This is a genomic window from Maritalea mediterranea (assembly GCF_021568695.1).
In the GTDB taxonomy this organism is placed as follows: domain Bacteria; phylum Pseudomonadota; class Alphaproteobacteria; order Rhizobiales; family Devosiaceae; genus Maritalea; species Maritalea mediterranea.
Genome location: NZ_JAKGTI010000001.1, coordinates 608,699 through 629,381, shown reverse-complemented (window position 1 = coordinate 629,381; position 20,683 = coordinate 608,699). Strand labels below are relative to the sequence as shown.

Annotated in this window: 19 protein-coding genes; 4 read left to right on the top strand and 15 right to left on the bottom strand. The window is 54.6% G+C overall.

All coding sequences use genetic code 11. The annotated features are described in order from the left end of the window. Positions 1-5 precede the first annotated feature (5 nt). The 11 genes from deoC to L1I42_RS02975 form a co-directional block, all read right to left on the bottom strand. Positions 6-995, bottom strand: coding sequence for a deoxyribose-phosphate aldolase (gene deoC / locus L1I42_RS03025; protein ID WP_236113024.1), 990 nt, complete (start codon positions 993-995; stop codon positions 6-8). Continuing rightward, positions 992-1,792: a purine-nucleoside phosphorylase gene (locus L1I42_RS03020; protein ID WP_439651466.1), complete on the bottom strand. Its 801-nt coding sequence runs from the start codon at positions 1,790-1,792 to the stop codon at positions 992-994. The genes deoC and L1I42_RS03020 overlap by 4 nt, the downstream gene beginning before the upstream one ends. Before the next feature lie 6 nt (positions 1,793-1,798). Then, positions 1,799-2,200: a cytidine deaminase gene (locus tag L1I42_RS03015; RefSeq protein ID WP_236113023.1), complete on the bottom strand. Its 402-nt coding sequence runs from the start codon at positions 2,198-2,200 to the stop codon at positions 1,799-1,801. Between the two features lies 1 nt (position 2,201). Next, positions 2,202-3,170 carry an ABC transporter permease gene (locus L1I42_RS03010; protein ID WP_236113022.1) on the bottom strand — a complete coding sequence of 323 codons (969 nt, stop codon included), beginning with the start codon at positions 3,168-3,170 and terminating at the stop codon, positions 2,202-2,204. Between the two features lie 2 nt (positions 3,171-3,172). Beyond that, on the bottom strand, positions 3,173-4,291 hold the full coding sequence (locus L1I42_RS03005; protein ID WP_236113021.1) for an ABC transporter permease: 1,119 nt from the start codon (positions 4,289-4,291) through the stop codon (positions 3,173-3,175). A 23-nt stretch (positions 4,292-4,314) separates the two neighbouring features. Continuing rightward, positions 4,315-5,892 (bottom strand): ABC transporter ATP-binding protein, encoded by a 1,578-nt coding sequence (locus tag L1I42_RS03000; RefSeq protein WP_236113020.1) that lies wholly within the window; start codon positions 5,890-5,892, stop codon positions 4,315-4,317. A gap of 31 nt (positions 5,893-5,923) precedes the next feature. Next, complete coding sequence (locus tag L1I42_RS02995) at positions 5,924-6,940, bottom strand: BMP family lipoprotein (RefSeq protein ID WP_439651465.1); 1,017 nt, start codon at positions 6,938-6,940, stop codon at positions 5,924-5,926. 208 nt (positions 6,941-7,148) lie between these two features. Continuing rightward, positions 7,149-7,793, bottom strand: coding sequence for an ATP-binding cassette domain-containing protein (locus tag L1I42_RS02990; RefSeq protein WP_236113019.1), 645 nt, complete (start codon positions 7,791-7,793; stop codon positions 7,149-7,151). Continuing rightward, on the bottom strand, positions 7,794-9,512 hold the full coding sequence (locus L1I42_RS02985) for an ABC transporter permease (protein ID WP_236113018.1): 1,719 nt from the start codon (positions 9,510-9,512) through the stop codon (positions 7,794-7,796). Continuing rightward, complete coding sequence (locus L1I42_RS02980) at positions 9,512-10,765, bottom strand: ABC transporter substrate-binding protein (protein ID WP_236113017.1); 1,254 nt, start codon at positions 10,763-10,765, stop codon at positions 9,512-9,514. The genes L1I42_RS02985 and L1I42_RS02980 overlap by 1 nt, the downstream gene beginning before the upstream one ends. A 134-nt stretch (positions 10,766-10,899) precedes the next feature. Beyond that, complete coding sequence (locus L1I42_RS02975) at positions 10,900-11,391, bottom strand: SRPBCC family protein (RefSeq protein WP_236113016.1); 492 nt, start codon at positions 11,389-11,391, stop codon at positions 10,900-10,902. Positions 11,392-11,537: 146 nt separating this feature from the next. Here L1I42_RS02975 and L1I42_RS02970 point away from each other — a divergent pair, with 146 nt between their 5' ends. Genes L1I42_RS02970 through L1I42_RS02955 form a run of 4 tightly spaced genes read left to right on the top strand, consistent with a single transcriptional unit; the run spans position 11,538 to position 15,945 of the window. Next, entirely contained in the window at positions 11,538-12,725 is a 1,188-nt protein-coding gene (locus tag L1I42_RS02970) for a cell surface protein (RefSeq protein WP_236113015.1), read from the top strand. A gap of 34 nt (positions 12,726-12,759) precedes the next feature. Further along, entirely contained in the window at positions 12,760-13,689 is a 930-nt protein-coding gene (locus L1I42_RS02965; protein WP_236113014.1) for a DUF6384 family protein, read from the top strand. 9 nt (positions 13,690-13,698) lie between these two features. Then, the gene (locus L1I42_RS02960; RefSeq protein WP_236113013.1) at positions 13,699-15,174 is read left to right on the top strand and encodes a hypothetical protein; all 1,476 of its coding nucleotides are present in this window, start codon (positions 13,699-13,701) and stop codon (positions 15,172-15,174) included. 3 nt (positions 15,175-15,177) lie between these two features. Next, on the top strand, positions 15,178-15,945 hold the full coding sequence (locus tag L1I42_RS02955) for a class I SAM-dependent methyltransferase (RefSeq protein ID WP_236113012.1): 768 nt from the start codon (positions 15,178-15,180) through the stop codon (positions 15,943-15,945). A gap of 5 nt (positions 15,946-15,950) precedes the next feature. On the opposite strand, the gene L1I42_RS02950 is transcribed toward L1I42_RS02955, so the two are convergent. The 4 genes from L1I42_RS02950 to zwf form a co-directional block, all read right to left on the bottom strand. Beyond that, complete coding sequence (locus L1I42_RS02950) at positions 15,951-16,532, bottom strand: hypothetical protein (protein WP_236113011.1); 582 nt, start codon at positions 16,530-16,532, stop codon at positions 15,951-15,953. A gap of 62 nt (positions 16,533-16,594) precedes the next feature. Further along, positions 16,595-18,421 carry a phosphogluconate dehydratase gene (gene edd / locus L1I42_RS02945; RefSeq protein ID WP_236113010.1) on the bottom strand — a complete coding sequence of 609 codons (1,827 nt, stop codon included), beginning with the start codon at positions 18,419-18,421 and terminating at the stop codon, positions 16,595-16,597. A gap of 51 nt (positions 18,422-18,472) precedes the next feature. Next, complete coding sequence (gene pgl / locus L1I42_RS02940; protein WP_236113009.1) at positions 18,473-19,174, bottom strand: 6-phosphogluconolactonase; 702 nt, start codon at positions 19,172-19,174, stop codon at positions 18,473-18,475. Between the two features lie 8 nt (positions 19,175-19,182). Further along, entirely contained in the window at positions 19,183-20,676 is a 1,494-nt protein-coding gene (gene zwf, locus L1I42_RS02935) for a glucose-6-phosphate dehydrogenase (protein ID WP_236113008.1), read from the bottom strand. Positions 20,677-20,683 lie beyond the last annotated feature (7 nt).

Genomic DNA, 20,683 nt, shown 5'->3' with positions numbered 1-20,683 from the left:
CCCACCTAAACCAGAGGCTGACGATAATCGGCCGCATAGCGCCCGGTGACATTATGTTCAAGCTGTCGCTCGATGTCGTTCAAAAGGCTCGATGCGCCGAAGCGGAACAGATGCGGGGAAAGCCATTGATTACCCAGTTCATCCTTCATCATCGCTAGATATGTGATTGCATCTTTGGCTTTGGAAATGCCGCCCGCGGGCTTATAGCCAATCTCAATGCCCGTTTCCTCATGGAACCAGCGGATCATGCGGATCATGGACAGGGAGGTCACCAAATCGGCGTTGACCTTTTCCTTGCCGGTTGAGGTTTTGATGAAGTCGGCCCCGGCCATCATGCAGACCAAAGAGGCCTTGGCGACATTGGTTTGGGTGGCCAATTCGCCCGTGCCCAAAATGGTTTTCAAATGTGCTTCACCACATGCCGCGCGGAAGGCTTTGACCTGGTCATAAAGGCCCTGCCAATCTTGCGTCAGCACTTGATGCCGTTCGATCACGATATCGATTTCCTTGGCACCCGCTTTTACAGAGGCCTCGATTTCAGCAATGCGGGTTGCCAAAGGCGTGAGGCCTGCAGGGAACCCGGTTGAAACGGCGGCCACAGGAATGTTGGTGCCTTCAAGCGCGGCCACCGCGTCGGCAACAAAATTGTGATAGACACACACTGCGCCTGGGGTGATGCCCAAATCTTCAACGCCCAGCGCCGTTAAAATATCGGTGCGCACGGGTTGGCGGGCTTTGGCACACAGGCGCTCAACGCGGCCCTTGCTGTCGTCGCCATTCAACGTGGTCAAATCGATATTGGTGATGGCGTGGAGCAGCCAAGCGGCTTGCCATTGCTTTTTCACAGAGCGGCGGGTGCCGATGGTGGCGGCCCGACGTTCCAACGCTGAGCGGTTCATCCGCACATGGCGCAACCAGCCCAAATCCAAATCGAAACCGGGATTGCGTTTATGCTCTTCTGCCGCGTGCGGCATTTCAACTGCTTTTAAACTCATAGTTCTGCAATCATTTTTGTCAGCAAACTTTGCATGCGCTCTCCGCCAGATGCGACCATGGTTTGCGTATGGTCGTGAGAGAGATGTTCGTCCGACATGCCCGCGCCCATATTGGTGATGAATGAACATCCCCAGACACGCATGTCGTAATATCGGCCCAAAATACATTCCGGCACGGTGGACATGCCCACCGCCCGAGCCCCGAAGCCTTGGATCATTCTGATCTCAGCAGGCGTTTCAAATGAGGGACCAGAATACCATGTATAGATGCCTTGTTTAAGGTCCAAAGAATCGCGGGCCGCGATATCAAGGGCCTTTTGGCGCAGGACCGGATCATAAGCGTTCACCATATCGACAAACCGCTTATCGCCTTCCAACCCGATCAACGGGTTAAGTCCGGAGAAATTGATGTGATCTTCAATCAACATCAGATCGCCGGGTTGAATATCATTTGTGATCGAACCCGCAGCATTGGTGAGCATCAGTGTATCAATGCCCAGCCCGGCAAGGCTTTGAATCGCCATTTTCATCGCGCCGGCATGGCCGTGTTCATAATAGTGGGCCCGACCGGTCAGCAACGCCACGCGCTTGCCTTCCAGCTCGCCGATCAGCAGGTTTTTACCATGGCCGGTCACGCCGCCGCCGGGAAAGCCCTGCAGATCATCATAATTGATGGTGATCGGATCGTTTAACATATCGCCCAGCGCGGCAAAGCCCGACCCCAGCACCAGTGCGGCAGCAATCGGCTCGTTGCCTGCGCGTTCCTGAATCACGCGCATATTGAATTTTGCGGTCATGTCGCTTTACTCCAGAAATTCAGGACCAAAGGAATCTGGCAGAATTTCTTCCATGGTATAGCTTTTGGCGTCGCCATCTTCGCCGGTGCAAATAATCTGCGTGTCTGGCGTGGCAAATTCGCGAATGCGCTGGCGGCAACCGCCGCAAGGCGTAACCGGATCAACGCCCTTTCCAATCACAAAGATGCGATGAATCTTTTTCGCCCCGCCGCCAATCATGGCCGAAATAGCGGCGGTTTCGGCACAATTGCCTTGCGGATAAGCTGCATTTTCTATGTTGCAGCCGGCGTAGATCTCTCCATCGTCGGCCAGTATGGCCGCGCCAACGGGGAAGTTTGAATAAGGCACGTGCGCATGTTTACGCACGGCCTGAGCTGCATCATAAAGCGCCTGTGTCACCGCATCCATCTTAGCGCTCCTTAATGTAAGGCTGGCCGATGGCCTTTGGCGGATTGGCGCGGCCAATAAAGCCAGCCAACAGCACCACGGTGAGAATATATGGCAGTGCCTGAATGGCCTGCACTGGCACTTCGCCGATCATGGGGAACTCGACCCCCTGCAACCGGATTTGCGAGGCACTGAGCACGCCGAACAGCAAACAGGTCCACATGGCTTGCCAAGGGCGCCATTTGGCGAAAATCAATGCGGCCAACGCGATAAAGCCCCGACCTGACGTCATGTTTTCCGAAAAGTTTGCCCCCTGCGCCGTAGACAAAAAGGCCCCGGCAACGCCGCACAACAACCCGGTGACCACCAACGCCCGATAGCGCAACAAGGCAACGGAAATGCCTGCTGTATCCAGCGCTTTGGGGTTTTCCCCCACGGCCCGGAGGCGCAAGCCAAATCGGGTGCGGTAGAGCACAAAGGCAGTGACCGGTACCATCAAGAAGGCAAAATAAACGATGATCGAATGGCCCGAAAGCAATTGCTGATAGATCTCGCCAACGATCGGCACCTGGCCGATCTCCGCCGCAAACGGCAATTCGATATTTGAAAAGCGCTCATCTGGTCGCAAGTTTGGAGTGGTGCCGCCGCGGCGGAACCAGGCATGCCCCAGAAATACCGTGAACCCGGCAGCGAGGAAGTTGAGCGCCACACCAGAAATAATCTGGTTGCCGCGGAAGTTGATGGAGGCTAGCGCGTGGATCATAGACATGACGACGGACACGCCCATCGCGGCAGCCAGCCCCAGCCAGACGGACCCTGTGACAGCTGCCGTGGCGGCGGCGGCAAACGCCCCGCCCAGCATTTTGCCTTCAAGGCCAATATCTACGATGCCGGAACGCTCAGAATAAAGCCCCGCCAACGCGGCCAACATCAGCGGCACCGCAAAGCGGACACTGGAATCGAGCAAGAGGATGATATCAGTTGGGCTCATGATTATGCCTCCGTCTCCGCTGTGGTGGGTGCTTCTGGTGCGGGATTGACCCTACGGGCAAAAATGCGTTCCAGCAGCGGCCGGAACATTTCACCCATGGCGCCTGTAAACAGAATGACGAGCGCTTGGATCACCACCACAAGGTCAGACGGCACAGCCGGCAATTCAAAGGCCAGTTCCTGCCCGCCCTGATAAAGTGCGCCAAACAGCAGGGCCGCCAAGGCAATGCCCACCGGGTGGGAGCGACCCATAAAGGCCACGGCGATGCCCACAAAGCCGAAGCCATGCACATAGCCGACCACCAAGCGTTTTTGCACGCCCACGGCTTCGTTGACCGCCATCAAACCAGCCATCGCCCCGGCAATCGCCATGGAGATGATGATCACATAGACAGCGGAAATGCCAGCGTAGCGCGCCGCTTCGGGGTTGGCCCCCAGCGTGCGGATTTTATAGCCGAGCTTGGTGCGCCAGATCAGTACATAGGTGAAGATCAGCGCGGCAATGCCGAAGAAGAAGGTTATGTTCAACGGAGAATATTGGAACGCATCAAACCAGTCGGACAGCAGGGGCAAACGGCCCTGCTCGGCAATGGTGCGTGTCTCGGCGTTGGCCCCGGGCGCAGTGATCACCTGTGCCAGCATATAGCTCATAAAGGCCGAGGCGATAAAGTTGAACATGATGGTGGTGATCACGATGTGGCTGCCGCGTTTGGCTTGTAGCCACGCTGGAATAATCGCCCACAAAGAGCCCATCATCATCGCAGCAATTGTAGAGCCGAACAGCACGAAAACCCAGTGGGTCTGGTCAAGCCAGAGCGCCACCATAATGGCGCCAAGGCCCGCCACATAGGCTTGCCCCTCACCACCAATATTAAACATGCCCGCCTTAAAGACGATGGCCACGGCCAAACCGGTGAAGATGAAGTTTGTGGCATAATGCAGGGTGAAGCCCCAGCCCATACCGGTGCCGAAGGCGCCATAGAACAGGGCCCACATGGCGGTCAGCGGGTTTTCACCAATGATGGCCACGGCCAAACCGCCGATAATAAATGCCAGCAACACATTGAGCGCCGGCATCAAAACAATTGTTACCCAATTGGGCAAAGGCTGACGCGCACTCATTTTTTACACACCCCGTACATTTGCTATGCCCCCTCTTTGGGATCAACCCCGGCCATGGACAGGCCAAATTCGCGTTCGCTGGCATCCGGACTTAGTTCGGTCACGATTTCACCATCGAACATCACCAGCACCCGATCAGACAGCGCGCGAATTTCATCAAGCTCCACGGACACCAGCAGAACCGCGATCCCCTTGTCTCGCAGCTCAATGATGTGTTTATGGATAAACTCAATCGCACCAATGTCTACACCGCGTGTGGGTTGGCCCACGATCAGCACATCAAGATCGCGATCCATCTCTCGGGCCAGCACGATTTTTTGCTGGTTGCCGCCAGAGAAGTTCGCTGTTTTCAGGCGCGGATTGCGTGGGCGTATATCGAACATTTCGATCCGCTTTTCAGCTTCCGCAATCGCCATCTTGGGCGATAGAAACATGCCTGTGCCATATTTTTCGGACTCGTGATAGCCAAGAATGGAGTTCTCCCATTCTTCAAACGCCGTCACCAGGCCCATTTTCAACCGGTCTTCCGGCACATGGGCCACGCCCATTTTGCGGGCATCTGACGCGCTGTCATCCCCGTGAAAACGGACCAATTCGCCATTCACACGAATTTCGCCTAAAAGGGGAGCTTCCATACCGGATATGGCCCGCAAAAGATCCGATTGCCCATTGCCCGCAACGCCTGCGATGCCGACAATCTCGCCAGCGCGCACATTGAAGCTGACATCTTTCACCCGCGGCACACCAATGTCATCGGTTACCGACAAGCCTTTTACGTCCAAAACCACATCCTTTGGCTCTGCCGGGGTTTTATCCACGCGCAACAGTACACGGCGGCCAACCATCAGTTCCGCCAACTGTTCCGGCGATGTATCCTTCGTCGCCAAGGTGCCCACCATTTCACCCTGGCGCATCACCGAAACCGTGTCGGTCACGGCCATGATTTCGCGCAATTTATGGGTGATCAAAATGATGGTTTTGCCCTCATCGCGCAATTGCTCGAGAATGCGGAACAATTGGTCAGCCTCTGTCGGGGTCAACACCCCGGTCGGCTCGTCCAAAATCAGCACATCAGCACCACGATAAAGGGCTTTCAAAATCTCAACGCGCTGCTCTTGCCCCACAGAGAGGTCTTCAATCAGCGCATCCGGGTCCACATTCAACCCGTAATCGGTGGCCAGTCGCGTCAGTTCTTCGCGCGCCTTTGCCATGCTGGAGGCCAGAAGATATTCGCCTTCAGCACCCAGAATAATGTTTTCCAAAACAGTGAAATTTTCCACCAGCATAAAGTGCTGGTGCACCATGCCAATGCCCAACTCCAGCGCATGGCTGGAATCTTTGATTTTCACCAATTGCCCATTGACCCAGATTTCACCGCTATCCGCCGTGTAGAAGCCGTAAAGAATGGACATCAGGGTGGACTTGCCTGCGCCATTTTCCCCCACAATGCCGTGGATGGAATTGCGCTTCACCGCCAGATCAATGTCCTTATTGGCTTGCACGGGCCCAAAAGCTTTGGACACTCTTTTCAAATCAATGGCAAATTCAGACCCAGCAGCTTGTGAAGGCTGCTGGGCGTTAGTTGTCTGGTGCTCAACCATGTCGAGTTACCAATCCAATCTTCAGGTTAGCTTATGATACTGGGCAGGAATTGTCTGACCGGTAATCATGCACTTCAATCTCGCCTGAATTGATTTTAGCGGTCAACTCGTCGAGCTTGGCTTGCATCTCGTCTGTAATCAGATCTTGGTTGTGCTCATCGATCGCAGCACCAACACCGCCTTCTGCCAAACCGAGGGACACAATGCCAGAAGTCCACTCACCATTCAGCTCGTCCATAAAGGCATCCTGAACCGCCACGTCAACACGCTTCACCATTGAAGTCAGCATATTGCCGGGGAACAGATAGTTCTGGTTGCTGTCCACACCAATGCCGTATTTGCCGGCATCCGCTGCAGCTTGCAACGCACCTTCACCTGCAGCACCTGCTGCGGCGTAAATCACGTCCGCGCCACGCTCAAGCTGTGAGCGGCCAACTTCGCCTGCAGTATTGATGTCGTTAAAGGCCGCAAAGTCTGTACCGATGAAGTTTTGCAGCACTTCAATATCCGGATCAACAGCTTTTGCACCTTGCACATAGCCGCAGCCGAAGGCTTGAAGCAATGGGAAGTCAAAAGCAGTGATGTAGCCGATAGTGCCCGATTCAGACTTCATCGCCGCCAAGGCGCCCACAAGGTATGAACCTTCTTCTTCCTTAAACAACACTGAACGCACATTTGGCAGATCAACGACAGAGTCGATGATGGCGAAATGCGTGTCCGGGAATTCCTGGGCCACAACATTCAGTGGCTCTGCCCATGTAAAGCCGGGCACAACGATTGGGCTTTGCCCCTGTTGGGCGAAACGACGCAGAGCTTGCTCACGCTGCGCGTCGGTTTGAATTTCAAAATCGCGATAAGAATTACCGGTTTCTTCTTTATATGCTTCGGCGCCATTCCAAGCCATTTCGTTAAATGACTTATCGTTTTTGCCGGCAGCATCATAGATCAATGCAGGTTCTGCCAATGCGGTGCCTGTCATCAAGGCAGCAAATACGGCTGTACCAAGCACGGCTTTTGCGCCGGTGAACTTTTTATTCTGGACTGACATGAATATCTCCCTTGTCAACTTATCCACACGAACGGGCCAACCCTAAGGCCCAAATGTGGTGTTTTTAATTCAAGCGTTTTCTTGGTCCCTCCGCAAGTAAAAACGCCTAAATCCCCATGCAATCGATACCTATCCCCCACAAAAAATTCAAGATTTTTTTAACCAGATGGTAAAAATAAAAGCGTTTTTGACCAGACGGACGAATTTTTTACTTGTGATTCAATAGGTTAATAATGGGACCATTTGCAGCCTCTGCGTCGGCCTGATCATGGGTGACCATCAAGACAGGCAGCTGGTTTTCCCGGGCCTGTGTAAAAACAAACTGGCGAACCCGCGACCGCAGGTCAACATCGAGCGAGGAAAACGGCTCATCGAGCAACAAGGCTTTGGGATTCGACAGCAAAACGCGCATCAACGCAATACGCGATTGCTGGCCACCTGAAAGGGTGAGTGGGTCTCGCGCGCCAAGCTCTTCCAAACGCACCGCCCGCAACTTTTCCCGCACCTTTTCGCAGCGCTCCTGCTTGCTGCCGCCACGGGGCAACGCGAACAGCAAATTTTCCTCCACGCTCATATGGGGAAACAGGAGCGGTTCTTGAAACATCAGCCCCACATGGCGGGCGCTGGGGTCTTTATGGGTGATGTCTTCCCCATCCAGCATAATCTGGCCCTGACAGGTGAAGCGCGGGGACAGAAAGCCGGAAATCGCGTTGAGCAAGGTGGATTTGCCCGAACCAGATGGCCCCATCACCGTCAGCACTTCCCCCGCCTTAATCTCGGCATTCAAGTGAAACAACACTTGATCGCCCAGAGAGATTGTCAGGTCTTTTAGGTTCAAGCTGTGGTCGGCCACTTAGCGCTCCTGCTGTTTGGCGAAATATATTTTGTTGGGATAAAGCAATTTGGGCAAGGCCAAGGCCAAGACAAAACCGATGGCGGGCAGCAAAGTCTGCACCAATGCATATATGCCGATCAGTCGACGGTCGCCGCCGGAAGCCAATGCAACAGCCTCGGTGGTGATGGTGGGCACGCGCCCTGCCCCGATCAGCAATGTGGGGATATATTGCGCCACCGAAATGGTAAAGCCCAACGCCAATGCGGTGAGGATCGGGCGCAGCAGCATGGGCAGTTTGATGTGAAAGAAAATCCGGTTTTGCGACTTCCCCAAAGCGGTTGCGGTTTGCATGTAGCGCGGGTCGAGATCGTGAAAACTCGCCTCAAGCGCCAGATAGGTATAGGGAAAAACAAACACCACATGCATCAGCGTCACCGGCCAGAAGCTGCCATCTAGCCCATAGCGCACCAGCAAGATAGAAATTCCGGAAATGAAAGCGATTTGGGGCACGATCAGGGGCAGATAGATCAGGCGCAATGCCTTTTGTGTCAGTCGGATATTGTGGCGGCATTCATTTTCAAGGCAGATCAAGGTAAGCCCCACCGAAATCAAAGTGGCAGCGACGCCAATGTTCACCGCGTTCAGCGTGGGCCCCCAAAGATAGGATGCATTATCCATCCAACGGTTGAGGCCCAAGGTGCGCGGCAACGCTTCGGGGAAACGCCAATAGCCCGCTAAAGACCAGATACCAAGAATAATAAGGCTGGCGAGCGAGATCAGCACGATGGTCAGCATGGCAAGGCTGAATAGCGCTCTTACGGCACCATCATTTTGATGGCGCATGCCTTTGGCCTGCATCTGGCGCATCAAATAGCTGCAAACAATCTCTAAAAAACGCCAGACCAATAGGGCAAAAAGGGTAGCGCCGAGCTGAAACACAGCCCCCGCCGCCGCGACAAAGCGCATTTCGATGTCGGGATCATTCATCCAGCGCAGAATTTGCACCGGGAGGCTGGGCGGCAGGTTAGGCCCGAGGATCAGCGCCACATCCACCACCGAACTGGAGAAGGCGATCACTGCAAAAATCGGCAATCGAATCTGGCGGTAGAGTGCGGGCATCACCACGGTGATCCATGCCCAAATGCGACCATAGCCGAGGGAACGAGCGAGCTTCAAACGTTGATCCACATTGATCTGAGAGGCCGCAGAAAGGCTCATCAGAAACAAAAAAGGTATCTCTTTCAGCACCAGCCCGGCCAGCAAGGCATAGCCCAACGGGTCGTTGATGATCAACCAGTCTGGCGGACGATCAAACCCCGTGGCCCAGGGAGACAGCAAGCGGATCAACCACCCGGAAGGCGCGAACAGAAAGGCGAAGCCGAAGGCGGCGGCCGCGTGGGGCACCGACATAAGCGGCGACACAAAACGGGTGATTTTGCCAAATAGCGGCGCATCCCAAAAGGCAGCGAAAAAACCGATGACGATGACGAAGGAGATCAGCGTGGTGGCCAGCCCGATCCAGATTGACAAATGCACCGAATGCCAGAAACCGGGCACATGCAGGGCCTTGTGCAGATAGTCAACGGTCAACTCCACGCCGCCGAGGGCGGGGAAATAGCCCAAGGCGGGAGCGCCCACACCAAGTAGGCCCGCCAATAGCGGGCCCATCAACAGCAAGATAACAAGTGCGGGCGCTGCCCAGAACAGGAAGTTCAGCGCCCGGTTGATCATGGTCATTACATGTCACGCATAAAGCGCTTGGCCCATTCTTCTTCAAGCATGGTGGCCCAGCTGGCATGCGGTTCCAGCAAGGTTTTGCCAAATTCTTCGCCCTGCAAGGTGGCTGGCCCAAGCTCCAGCGCGTCAAAATATTTCTTTTCTTCTGCAGGCAGGTCATTGATGGCCAAAACAGACGGGTCGCCCCAAATATTTTCATCCGCCTTGCGCGCTTGCGCTTCTGGTGAGAGGAGGAAATTGGCCACGACCATGGCCCCAGCCTTGGCGTTCGCATTATAAGGAATGGTGACAAAGTGGGAATTGCCCATGGACCCATAATCCATGACGAACGACCGCACGCTGGGTGGCAGTTCGCCTGCGTTGATCGCAGACGAGGCTTCACCGGGATTGAAGGTCATGGCGATATCGATCTCGCCATCGGCGAGCAGATTTTTCAGTTGGGTCGTGTCTTTGGCATAGACCACCCCATCGCGCCATAAATGCGGTTTGATCTCTTCCAGATAGGTCCACAGCGGGGCAGTCACCTTGTCAAATATTTCTTTGGTGGCAGGTTCGCGCAATATGGCGGGGTCCTCCACCACGCCATAAAGCACCTGTTTCAAGAAAGTGGTGCCGATAAAGTTTGGCGGCGCGGCATAGGTGAAGCGACCGGGATTCTCTTCCACCCAATTGGACAGTTCGTCCAGCGTGGTCGGCGGTTCGGCCACAATCTCGCTGTCATAATAAAAGGTCAGCTGCGCCATGCCCCAAGGGCTTTCCTGGCCGTCTACCGGCACGGTGAAATCATAGGTCAGGGTCGGTTTGCCCTCAATGTCAGCATATTGATAGTTGGGCAATTTTTCAGCCCAATTGTTATCAATCAACAAGCCCTGCTCTTTCATGGCAGCAAAGTTCTCGCCGTTAATCCAGATGAGGTCAACCGAACCGCCCTCATCACGCCCAGCGGCTTTTTCTGTAATCACCCGACTCACGGCGCTTGCCGTATCTTCAAGTTTCACATGCTCCAGAGTCACGCCATATTCGACCTTCACCTTGTCGCCCACCCAGGCAATGTAATTATTGATGTTGGGCGCGCCGCCCCAGGCGTTGAAATAGACCGTTTGGCCCTCTGCTTGATTGAGCACCGCTTGCCAATTGGTGGGGTCTGGTGCGTGATCCTCAGCCAAAGCCGGACCTGAAGCGCCCAATGTCAACACAGAGGCCAACGCCAATTGCTTTGCGGATAGTGTTCTGAATAGCCGGCTTTTACGCATAAAATATCCTTCGCACGCAGATGCATAATGATAGAGCTTTGAAGATATTTGATACGCGATTGGCGCAAGAAGTACAGCCCCTAGCCGTTACAACTCTTGCTCACATAAGTGTGAAAGGGGCGATCATATTCGTTTTATTCCGTGCCTGTGGTTTCTACCGTTTCAACCGGTATGGCCTCTGCATCGATTTGCGCCGCGAAACGACTGAAAAATCGATCAATGACGCCTTGGGCGCTTTTGCCAACGATCTTAGACCCCAGTTTTTCGATTGAGCCGGATACTTCGCCATGGGCTTCAAATTTTAGGATACAGGCCTCGTTGCCCAAGCCCCAATCCTGAAGTTCAATATCGGCTGCACCGCGCGCGAGCCCCAAAATCCCGCCGCGGCCACCACCAGAAAGGGTATAAGCGCGCGCTGGTTCAACGTTTGACAGGTTAAGGTCGCCGACAAATGTGGGTTTCATCAAGCCCAGATTCACCGTGATCGACGCTTCCAGATTTTCACTGTCCACCCATTCAATCCGGTCACAACCGGGAATGCAGGCCTTCAGCACTTCGGTGTCATTCAGCGCCTCCCAGACCGCCAAACGCGGGGCCGTGATGCGGTAATGTCCAACAAATTTCATAAAAGGCCTTTACCTTGAGCGAAACAATTCCAATATCTTCAACACATGGTAACATGCTTGCGCAGTGTCAATTGATGACGATAAAAGAATTAACGGGCGTATAAAAGCTATTAGATTTGGTCCAAGGGCTCAACGGGGAGACAATTATGACAAATGACGTCGCTGAAAAACCATTGCAATATTTAGACAAGGCAATGGGGGCAATCCGCGAAATGGGCCTTTGGCCGGAAACTGTGGAAGAAGCACCGATCACCGGGCTACTGCAGGAAATTACTGATCTGGATGAGACGCGTGTCATTTTGATCGGGCGCACCTTAAACCAGGCCAGCGTGTTTAATGATGTGGTCCGCGAGCAAATTGCGGCCATGAATATTGGCGAGCGCTATGAGGACATCACCAACGGATTTGATAGCATCCGCGATGATGCCAAGGCCATGGTCGACCAACTGGAAGACGGCAAGCTGGACATTTTGGAGCGGGCCTCGAACGTTTGGATGAAGGTCACCCGCGGCGACATTCCCACCCGGTTCGAAAAGATTCGCTCCACCTATTTGGAGGTGACCAAAGACACCAAGGATCAGGTGGACCGCGAACACACCATTTTGGAGGCCTATCGCGATTTTAGAGGTGCACTGAAGCAAGCCGAAGTGATGGCGCTTGAGGTTTTGGAAAAAGCCGAGCAAAAATTGGAGGAGCGCAAACAGCATTTGAGCAATGCCACTAAGGAGCTGGAAAACTTTGCCGATGGCACCCCGGCGGATCGGGCGCGGCTGGAGATGGCCCGCGACGAACGTTTGCGTGAAATGCAGTTGGAGGAGCGGCGCTACCAGATTGCCAAAGATCTCTCGGATAATTTGACCATTTCTTACAACACCTCTGAAGTGATCATGGCGCGGTTGATGCAAACCACCAATGCCAAAGAGCGGGTTTATCAGCAGTCGATCTCGTTCTTCTCCACCAACGAAACTGTCCTGACCGCGTTGAGTGCGTCTTTCACCGGGCTGTTTGGCCTGCATGAAAGCACCGAAACATTGAACGCGATGAAGGAAGGCATGTCCAAAAGCCTTGAAACATTGGCTGAGGTGGGCGACACCGTTCAAGAAGAAGCGCTTAAAGCCGGGTACGGCCCGACCATTCGCGCCGATGCCGTCAAAAAGCTGGTGGACAGCGTTGTGAATTTCCAGGAAAGATCCCGCACAATCATCAATGAAATGCGTGAGCAATCCACGAAGAATTCAGCTGAAATCCGCGATGCTGTTGAAGACGGCAAACAGCGTTTGGCCAAACTGGCCGCTGAGGGCAACACGCTTTTGGTGGAACAAAAGCAAAGCTAAACAAACGGCATAGAGACGAAACGGGAAAAGCGTTTTGAACAAAGACAAGTCTTTACCGCTTGACGATGTGATGATGGCGATGGACGTGGTGGACACACTGCGCCATCGCAATGATCTGGTGGCGCGGGAACTGAATGAAGAAAACCGGGCCTCTACATTGGTAGATCGCTTGCGTGAGATCTATCACCAGCAAGGCATTGATGTGCCGGATCACATTTTGCAAGAAGGGGTCAACGCGCTCAAGGAATCCCGTTTTACCTACAATCCGCCAACGGGCGGGTTTGGCTATATGCTGGCGCGTGCCTATGTCTCGCGCGGCCGTTGGGGCAAATGGGCCCTGGGCATTGGCTTGGCCCTTGGCCTCGGTCTTTCCGGCTATTTTTTGGTGTATCAGCCAATGCAGGCCAGCCAACAGGCGGCGACGCAGGCCTATCTCACCCAGGAACTGCCCGAACAATTTGATCAGCTGGTGACGCAAGTACAGGCCACTGCGAAGGTGGAGGCGGCCAATGCGCAGGCATCTGAACTGGCTGACCGCGGCAAATTGGCGGCGACTGCTGGCGATCAGGTTGCGGCCGAAAAGTTCTTGGCTGACCTCAACAATCTTCTCTCCACGCTGCAAAGCGAATATCGGGTTCAAGTGGTGAACCGGGAAGGCGCAGACACTGGCGTGTGGACTTATCCCGATGTCAATCAGGACGCGCGCAATTATTACATCATTGTCGAAGCCATTGGACCAGATGGCAATATTTTACCTCAGACCATCACCAACGAGGAAACCGGCATTGCTGAAACCGTGGAGCAATGGGGTGTGCGGGTTAGCGAGGTGCAATTTGAAGCGATCCGCGACGACAAGCTGGATGATGGGATCATTCAAAACAACATAATGGGCCTGAAAGAATTCGGCTATCTCAATGTGGATTACACGCAGCCGGTTTTGGGCGGCGCAATAACAAAGTGGTAGGGCATTAGCATGGTATCAGGTCCAGAAGCACTGCGTCGGCTCGATCGCTCGATGCGCGACATTCGGGATGAGGAAATCTCGCTCACCCGATCCTCGGCAGATGCCTCCGCCAAAATTGCGCGCTTGCGCGAAGTGGAAAGCGAGCAATTTTTAGCCCTTGCAAAATTGCGTCTGGATCCAAAACGGCGAGCGGAAGTTACAGACTATATTTCGCGGGCGGAAAAGGACGCCAACGAGATGTTGCAACGTCATGGGAGCAAGTTGGATGAGCTCTCCGGTTTGCTGGCAGACGTGGACAAAGACATTGAAGCCACCCGCGACAAACGCGACGCGGCCATGGCGGATTACGAGGCGGCCCAGAAAAAACTTGACCAGTTAAGCGCTGACGTTTTTGCGGATCTGGATAAAGACGCAAACTATCAGGCGCAAAAACAAGCTGTTGACGACGCTGTCGCCACCTTTAATCACGCTGACGAAAAGGCAGGCGTGGCAGAAAAGGACCGCGAAGAAAAAGGCGCGCCCTATCGCAATGATCCCTTGTTCATGTATTTGTTTGAGCGCGGCTATGGCACCAATGCGTATAAAGCCAGCAACATCACCCGTTTGTTGGATGGGTGGGTGGCCCGCATGGTGCGTTATCATGATGCCAAGCCGAACTTCGTCATTCTGAACGAAATCCCGATGCGTTTGCGCGAGCACGCAGAGCATCTACAAGATGACATTGAGACCGAACGGCAAAAACTTGATGCGCTTGAAGATGCCGCCTTTGACGCCCATGGCGGCAAGGAAGCGCGGGAACTGGCCGACCGGTCAGAGGAGATCATCTCCGCCATTGATGCCCGCCTGGTGGAGCTTGAAGATCAGCGCGATGAACTGGTGCATCGGCAACGCAAGTTTTCCGAGGGCCAGAACCCGGCCTTTCGGGAAGCGGTAGATATGTTGGCCTCCGGCCTTCAGCGCGAGGGGCTGGAAGACCTCTACGCCGCCGCCCGGCAAACCGCCACGCGCGAAGATGATCAGATCGTGCGCAAAATTGATGCGGTGCGGTCTGAAATTGTCACCCTCGAGACAGAGATCAATGCCACAAAGGATCGGCTAAAACTGTTAGCTGAACGCCGTCGGGAGTTGGAAGATATTGAATGGGAGTTCAAGCAGAAGCGTTATGATCGCCCCTCCTTTGATTTTGATGACGATCTGGTGGAAGACCTGCTGGAAGATTTCTTGAAGGGCGCTGTTAGCGCCGCCAGCTATTGGGGCAAATGGCAACAGGCGCAAAAATATAAGGGGCCAAAACGGCGTCGATCCAAAGATCAATATAGCAATCCTTGGGGCGCAAGTTCCTATAGCGGTAGAAAGCGGCGCAAATCGAAAGATCATGGTGTGTTTGGCTCCAGCTCTTCCGACTTCTCTCGTCCCCGCAGTACGCCGCGCGGGTCCAAAGGCAAACGCGATCATGGCGGCTTTAAAACCGGCGGAAAGTTTTAGTGGGTGCCCCCTATCCATAAAAGTGCCAGCACCGGCTATCAAAAAAGTGCCGATAAATATCAGTCTGGTCGCCCCGGCTATGCCTCCGCCAGCCTGGATTGGGTGCGGGATAAACTGGCCATTGGCAAGCAGAGTATGGTGCTGGATTTGGGCGCGGGCACGGGCAAATTCACCGAGCGAATTTGCGCGATTTGTGACCATGTGATTGCGGTGGAGCCTGTGACGGCCATGCGGCACACGTTGCAACAAACCTTGCCGCAGGTCGAAGCGCTGGATGGCGATGCAACCCATATTCCCCTGCCCGATGAAAGTGTGGATGCCGTGATCTGCGCCCAGGCGTTTCACTGGTTTGCCAGCGATGAGGCAGTGAATGAGATGGCGCGGGTGTTGCGCCCCGGCGGCAAATTGGGGCTGATCTGGAATGTGCGGGACGAGCGCACAGATTGGGTGGCAGCGATCACCCGATTAATCACCCCCTATGAGGGCGATGCGCCACGCTATTATAAGGGCGATTGGAAAAAGCCCTTCCCCTCCCCGCATTTCACGCCGCTGGAGCTGCAGCGCTTTGACCAAACCCATGACGGCTTGGCAGATGACGTCATCATCAATCGCTTTATGTCGGCGAGCTTTATCGCGGCGCAATCTGAGGCGGTGCAGGCCGATATTGAACGCCAATTGCGCGAGTTGGTGGCCAGCCACAAGGCGCTGAAAGGGAAAGAGCACATCTCTTTCCCTTATGTCACTGAAGCCTATAGCGCCACCCGGCTCTAATCTCGTTATTTGCAAGGCAGCAGAAAGTCCGGTCCGCCCTTTTCTTCCAGCTCACGCACCTTCATGCCCGCCAGCAGCGGCATCAGATTTTCATGTCGCGTGCGCGCCACATAGACGCTGAATTTTGAGTTGGGCGCAATTTGCTTTGTGGTTTTGCAAAATTCCGGCTCAACGCCCATAGCGAGACTGCCCTTGATGTTTTGCGCCTTATATGTGCGGACTTGGCCTTGAATCGCCCGTAATTTTTCTTGCTCTGCGTCGGGAAACACAAATACATGCAAATTTTGCCCTGCGGCTGGCAGCTTGCTGGCCCCCGGCACTTCTCCTGGTTCAGCCAGGCGCAGCCCGACATAAGTCTTTTGTGTTTGGCCGCCTTCCGGAGTCAAAGAGAAGACGAACCTGGTTTTTTCCGGAACCGGCTTCAGATTCTGATCAGCCTCCACGGCAAAAACCATCTTTTCAATGGGGTCATTGACCACATCCAGCTTGGACATGGTCTGCATGGTGCCAATCGTGCTGAGCGATACACAGCCGGTGAGCATAAAGGGCAGGAGCAGCAAACCGCTGGTCCTCAAAAATTTAAACATTACAATATCCTCTCAAAACCTATTGAGAGGATATTTAGCTTTTATTTTAAAAAATTCAAGTCTTACTTGATCAATTCGCCTAAGGCACTGGCACCATTGTCGGCGGCGCCGACCAATTGGCGCATGCCGGTGAATAGTTCACGACCCAGCCCGTAATGCGACTCGCTCAAATCTTGCGTGGCGACGGGGCGTGCATCAAACTCAGCCTGATCAACCAAGGCTTCCAGCACGCCATTTTCAGCATCCAAGCGGATGATATCGCCATCTTTGATTTTGGCAATGGGGCCGCCATCCACCGCTTCCGGCGTCATATGAATTGCAGCAGGCACTTTGCCCGAGGCACCAGACATGCGGCCATCCGTGATCAGTGCCACCTTGACGCCGCGATTTTGCAGCACGGACAGCGGCGGCGTCAGCTTGTGCAATTCGGGCATGCCGATGGCCTTTGGTCCAGAAAAGCGCACGACGGCCACCACATCTTCATTCAGTTCACCTGCCTTGAAAGCATCATTCAGCTCATTTTGCGAATGGAAAACCCGCGCAGGGGCTTCGATCAATCGATGCTCCGGTTTCACAGCCGAGATTTTAATCACTGACTGCCCCAAATTGCCTTTCAGCAGTTTCAGGCCGCCATTTTTGGCAAAGGGCTTGTTGCAGGGGGTGAGCACATTTTCATTGCCGGACTCTTTAGGCGCCGGTTCCATCATAATGCGGTCATCAATCAGTTTCGGCTCTTGCGCATAAACGTGCAAGCCAGCGCCCCAAACGGTTTTCACATCGTCGTGGGCCAAGCCATTATTCAGCAACTGATCGATCAAAAAGCCCATGCCGCCCGCGGCGTGGAAATGGTTCACATCAGCCATGCCGTTGGGGTAAACGCGGGTGAGTAGCGGTACCACGTCCGAAAGGTCGGACATATCCTGCCAGGTGATTTGAATGCCGGCCGCCGCGGCCATGGCGATCAAATGGATGGTGTGGTTGGTGGAGCCGCCGGTGGCGTGCAGGCCGATCATGCCATTGACCACGGCCTTTTCGTCCACCACACGGCTGGCCGGTGTGAATTCATTGCCCAAGGCTGTGATCGCCAGCGCGCGGCGCGTGGCTTCCTTGGTTAAGGCGTTGCGCATGGGGGTACCGGGATTGACGAAGCTTGAGCCGGGCAATTGCAAGCCCATAATTTCCATCAGCATCTGGTTGGTGTTGGCGGTGCCATAAAAGGTGCAGGTGCCGGGCGAGTGATAGCTTTCGCTTTCGGCTTTCAGCAACTCATCACGCCCCACTTTGCCTTCGGCATAAAGCTGGCGGATGCGGGCCTTTTCATCATTCGGCATGCCGGACGGCATAGGACCGGCAGGCACAAACACCGCCGGGATATGGCCAAAACTCAATGCCGCGATCACCAGGCCGGGGACGATCTTGTCACAAATACCGAGGAACATGGCCGCATCAAACATATTGTGGCTGAGGCCAACGCCGGCGGCCAAGGCGATCACATCGCGCGAGAACAGCGACAAATCCATGCCGGGCTGGCCTTGGGTCACCCCGTCACACATGGCAGGCACGCCGCTGGCCACTTGCGCCACCGCGCCCGCTTCTTCGGCCGCGGCTTTGATCTGATCAGGATAGTCTTTATAGGGCGCGTGGGCGGAGAGCATGTCATTATAGGCGGTGATGATGCCGATATTGGGCGTCACCTCGTCGCTTAACTTGGCTTTGTCACCAGCGCCGCAGGCCGCAAAGCCGTGGGCCAGATTGCCGCAAGAAAGGGCGGTGCGGTGCACACCCTGCTTGGCGGCGGCGTCCATGCGGTCCAGATAAATCCGGCGGGTTTTCTCGCTGCGCTTGGTGATGCGATCGGTGACCTCACGGATCGTTTGATTGACGCTCATGCTCGTTCTCCTTCGGATTTATCGATGCGACCTTTAATCAGGCACGGCAGTTTAGGGACACCAGAAGATGTTCACTTCTTTCATGGTCTGGCGCAGCACCGCGCGGATGGGCATTTCTTCGGTCTCGCCCTCGCCCAATGCTTTTTTCAACACATCGCGCTTTTCATCGCCTTCAATATGCAATGCCAAGAAACTGGATTGCAGCAATTGCGGCAAGGTGAAGGTGATGCGCGGTTCACCAGCGCCAGGGGCTTCAATGGCGGCGAATGTGTTGGGGTTCTTCATGTCGATGGCTTCCGCCAACTGGTCGCCCTCAGGGAAAAAGGATGCCGTGTGCCCATCAGTGCCCATGCCCAGAATAACTACGGTGAAGGGTTTATGCACGCCTGCAAATTGTTCGCCTAGCGCCTTCGCGCCTTCTTGTGCCGACACGCCATCTATATAGAGCGGCATAAAGGCAGCGCCATTGGCCTTGTTTTGCAACAGATGTTCGCCGACGAGTTTGGCGTTGGACCGGTCAGAACTTGGGGGCACCCAGCGTTCGTCCACCAATGAAATGGTGACGCGGGTCCAATCCAGCTCTTCTTCGCTTAGCGCTTCGAAAAAAGCTTTTGGCGTTGAACCGCCTGAGACCAGCATGCTGGCTTTGCCAGCCGCTTCAATGTCCCGCTTTAGTTCGGTGGCCACGCGATAAGCCAAGGCGCGGGCCAACTGGTCTTTGCCGTTGAATTTCTGGTCGATCACATCTGCCATTTTTTCACCTATATCGCTTTGGGGTCATCCAGCTCTTCGTGCCATGTGCGGCCGTCGCGCTCGATCAGCGCAACGGAGCTTGTTGGGCCCCATGTGCCTGCGGTGTAGCCATGTAATGGCGTGGCGTCATTGTCCCACGCTTCGCGGATCGGGTCGATCCATGCCCATGCCGCTTCCAATTCGTCGCGGCGCATAAACAGGGTCTGGTTGCCGCGCACCACATCCATGAGCAACCGCTCATAAGCTTCCGGGGTCCGTTGGGTAAACGTATCAGCAAAGCTAAGGTTCAACGGCACTTGACGCAAGCGCATGCCGCCTGGACCAGGATCTTTGATCATCAGGAACAGTTTCACGCCCTCATCGGGTTGCAGGCGGATCACCAGCCGGTTGGGTGCGGGCACCCCTTCCGTGCGCGAAAAGATTGAATGGGGAATTTCGCGGAACTGGATCACAATCTCGGATGCACGGCGGGCCATGCGCTTGCCGGTGCGCATATAAAAGGGCACACCATTCCAGCGCCAGTTCTCCACTTCTGCTTTAATGGCAACAAATGTTTCCGTGTTGGACGTGGCGCCCTCACCCAATTCTTCCAGATAGCCGGGCACCTTTGTGTCTTCTGAACTCACACCGCGATATTGACCCCGCACGGTTTGCTTGTGCACCGTTTCGCCAACGATCGGCTTAAGCGCCCGTAACACTTTCAGCTTTTCATCTCGCAACGCATTGGCCTCGTCCGAAGCAGGTGGCTCCATCGCCACAAGGCACAAGAGCTGCAGCAAATGATTTTGCACCATATCGCGCAGCGCTCCGGACTTTTCATAATAGGAGCGGCCACCAGCACCCACAGATTCCGCGGCCGTGATCTGGATATGGTCAATATGGGCCGAATTCCAGATCGGCTCAAACAGGGCATTGGCAAAACGCAGGGCCAACAGGTTTTGCACCGTCTCTTTGCCCAAATAATGGTCGATCCGATAGACTTGGTCTTCGCGGAACACTTCCGCCACCGTGTCATTGATTTCGACTGATGATTGCAGATCGTGCCCCAGCGGCTTTTCCAGCACGACGCGCGCATCGGGTGTCCAATAGTTTTGGCTGGAGAGATAGTCACAAATTGGGGCAAACAGGAACGGCGCAACGGCCAGATAAAAAGCTCGCACCACGTTTGGATCATCGCGCAGGCACGCGTTCAGTTCAGCCCAGCCGTCCCGGTCTGTCACATCATTGGCGATGTAGGTGAAACAGCCGATAAAATCGTCCAGCATTTGCGGCTCAATGTGATCGGAATCGACAAATTCATTCACCGCGTCACGTGCAAATTTTTGAAATTCTTCATCACTCATTTCTGACCGCGAGACACCAATGATGCGGGAATTGGTGTCGAATTGCCCATCATAAAAGCGATAATAGAGCGCGGGGATCAGCTTGCGTTGCGAGAGATCACCTGTGGCGCCAAACACCACATAATCAAAAGGATCGACCGGAATAATACGGGCGGACATAAAATTT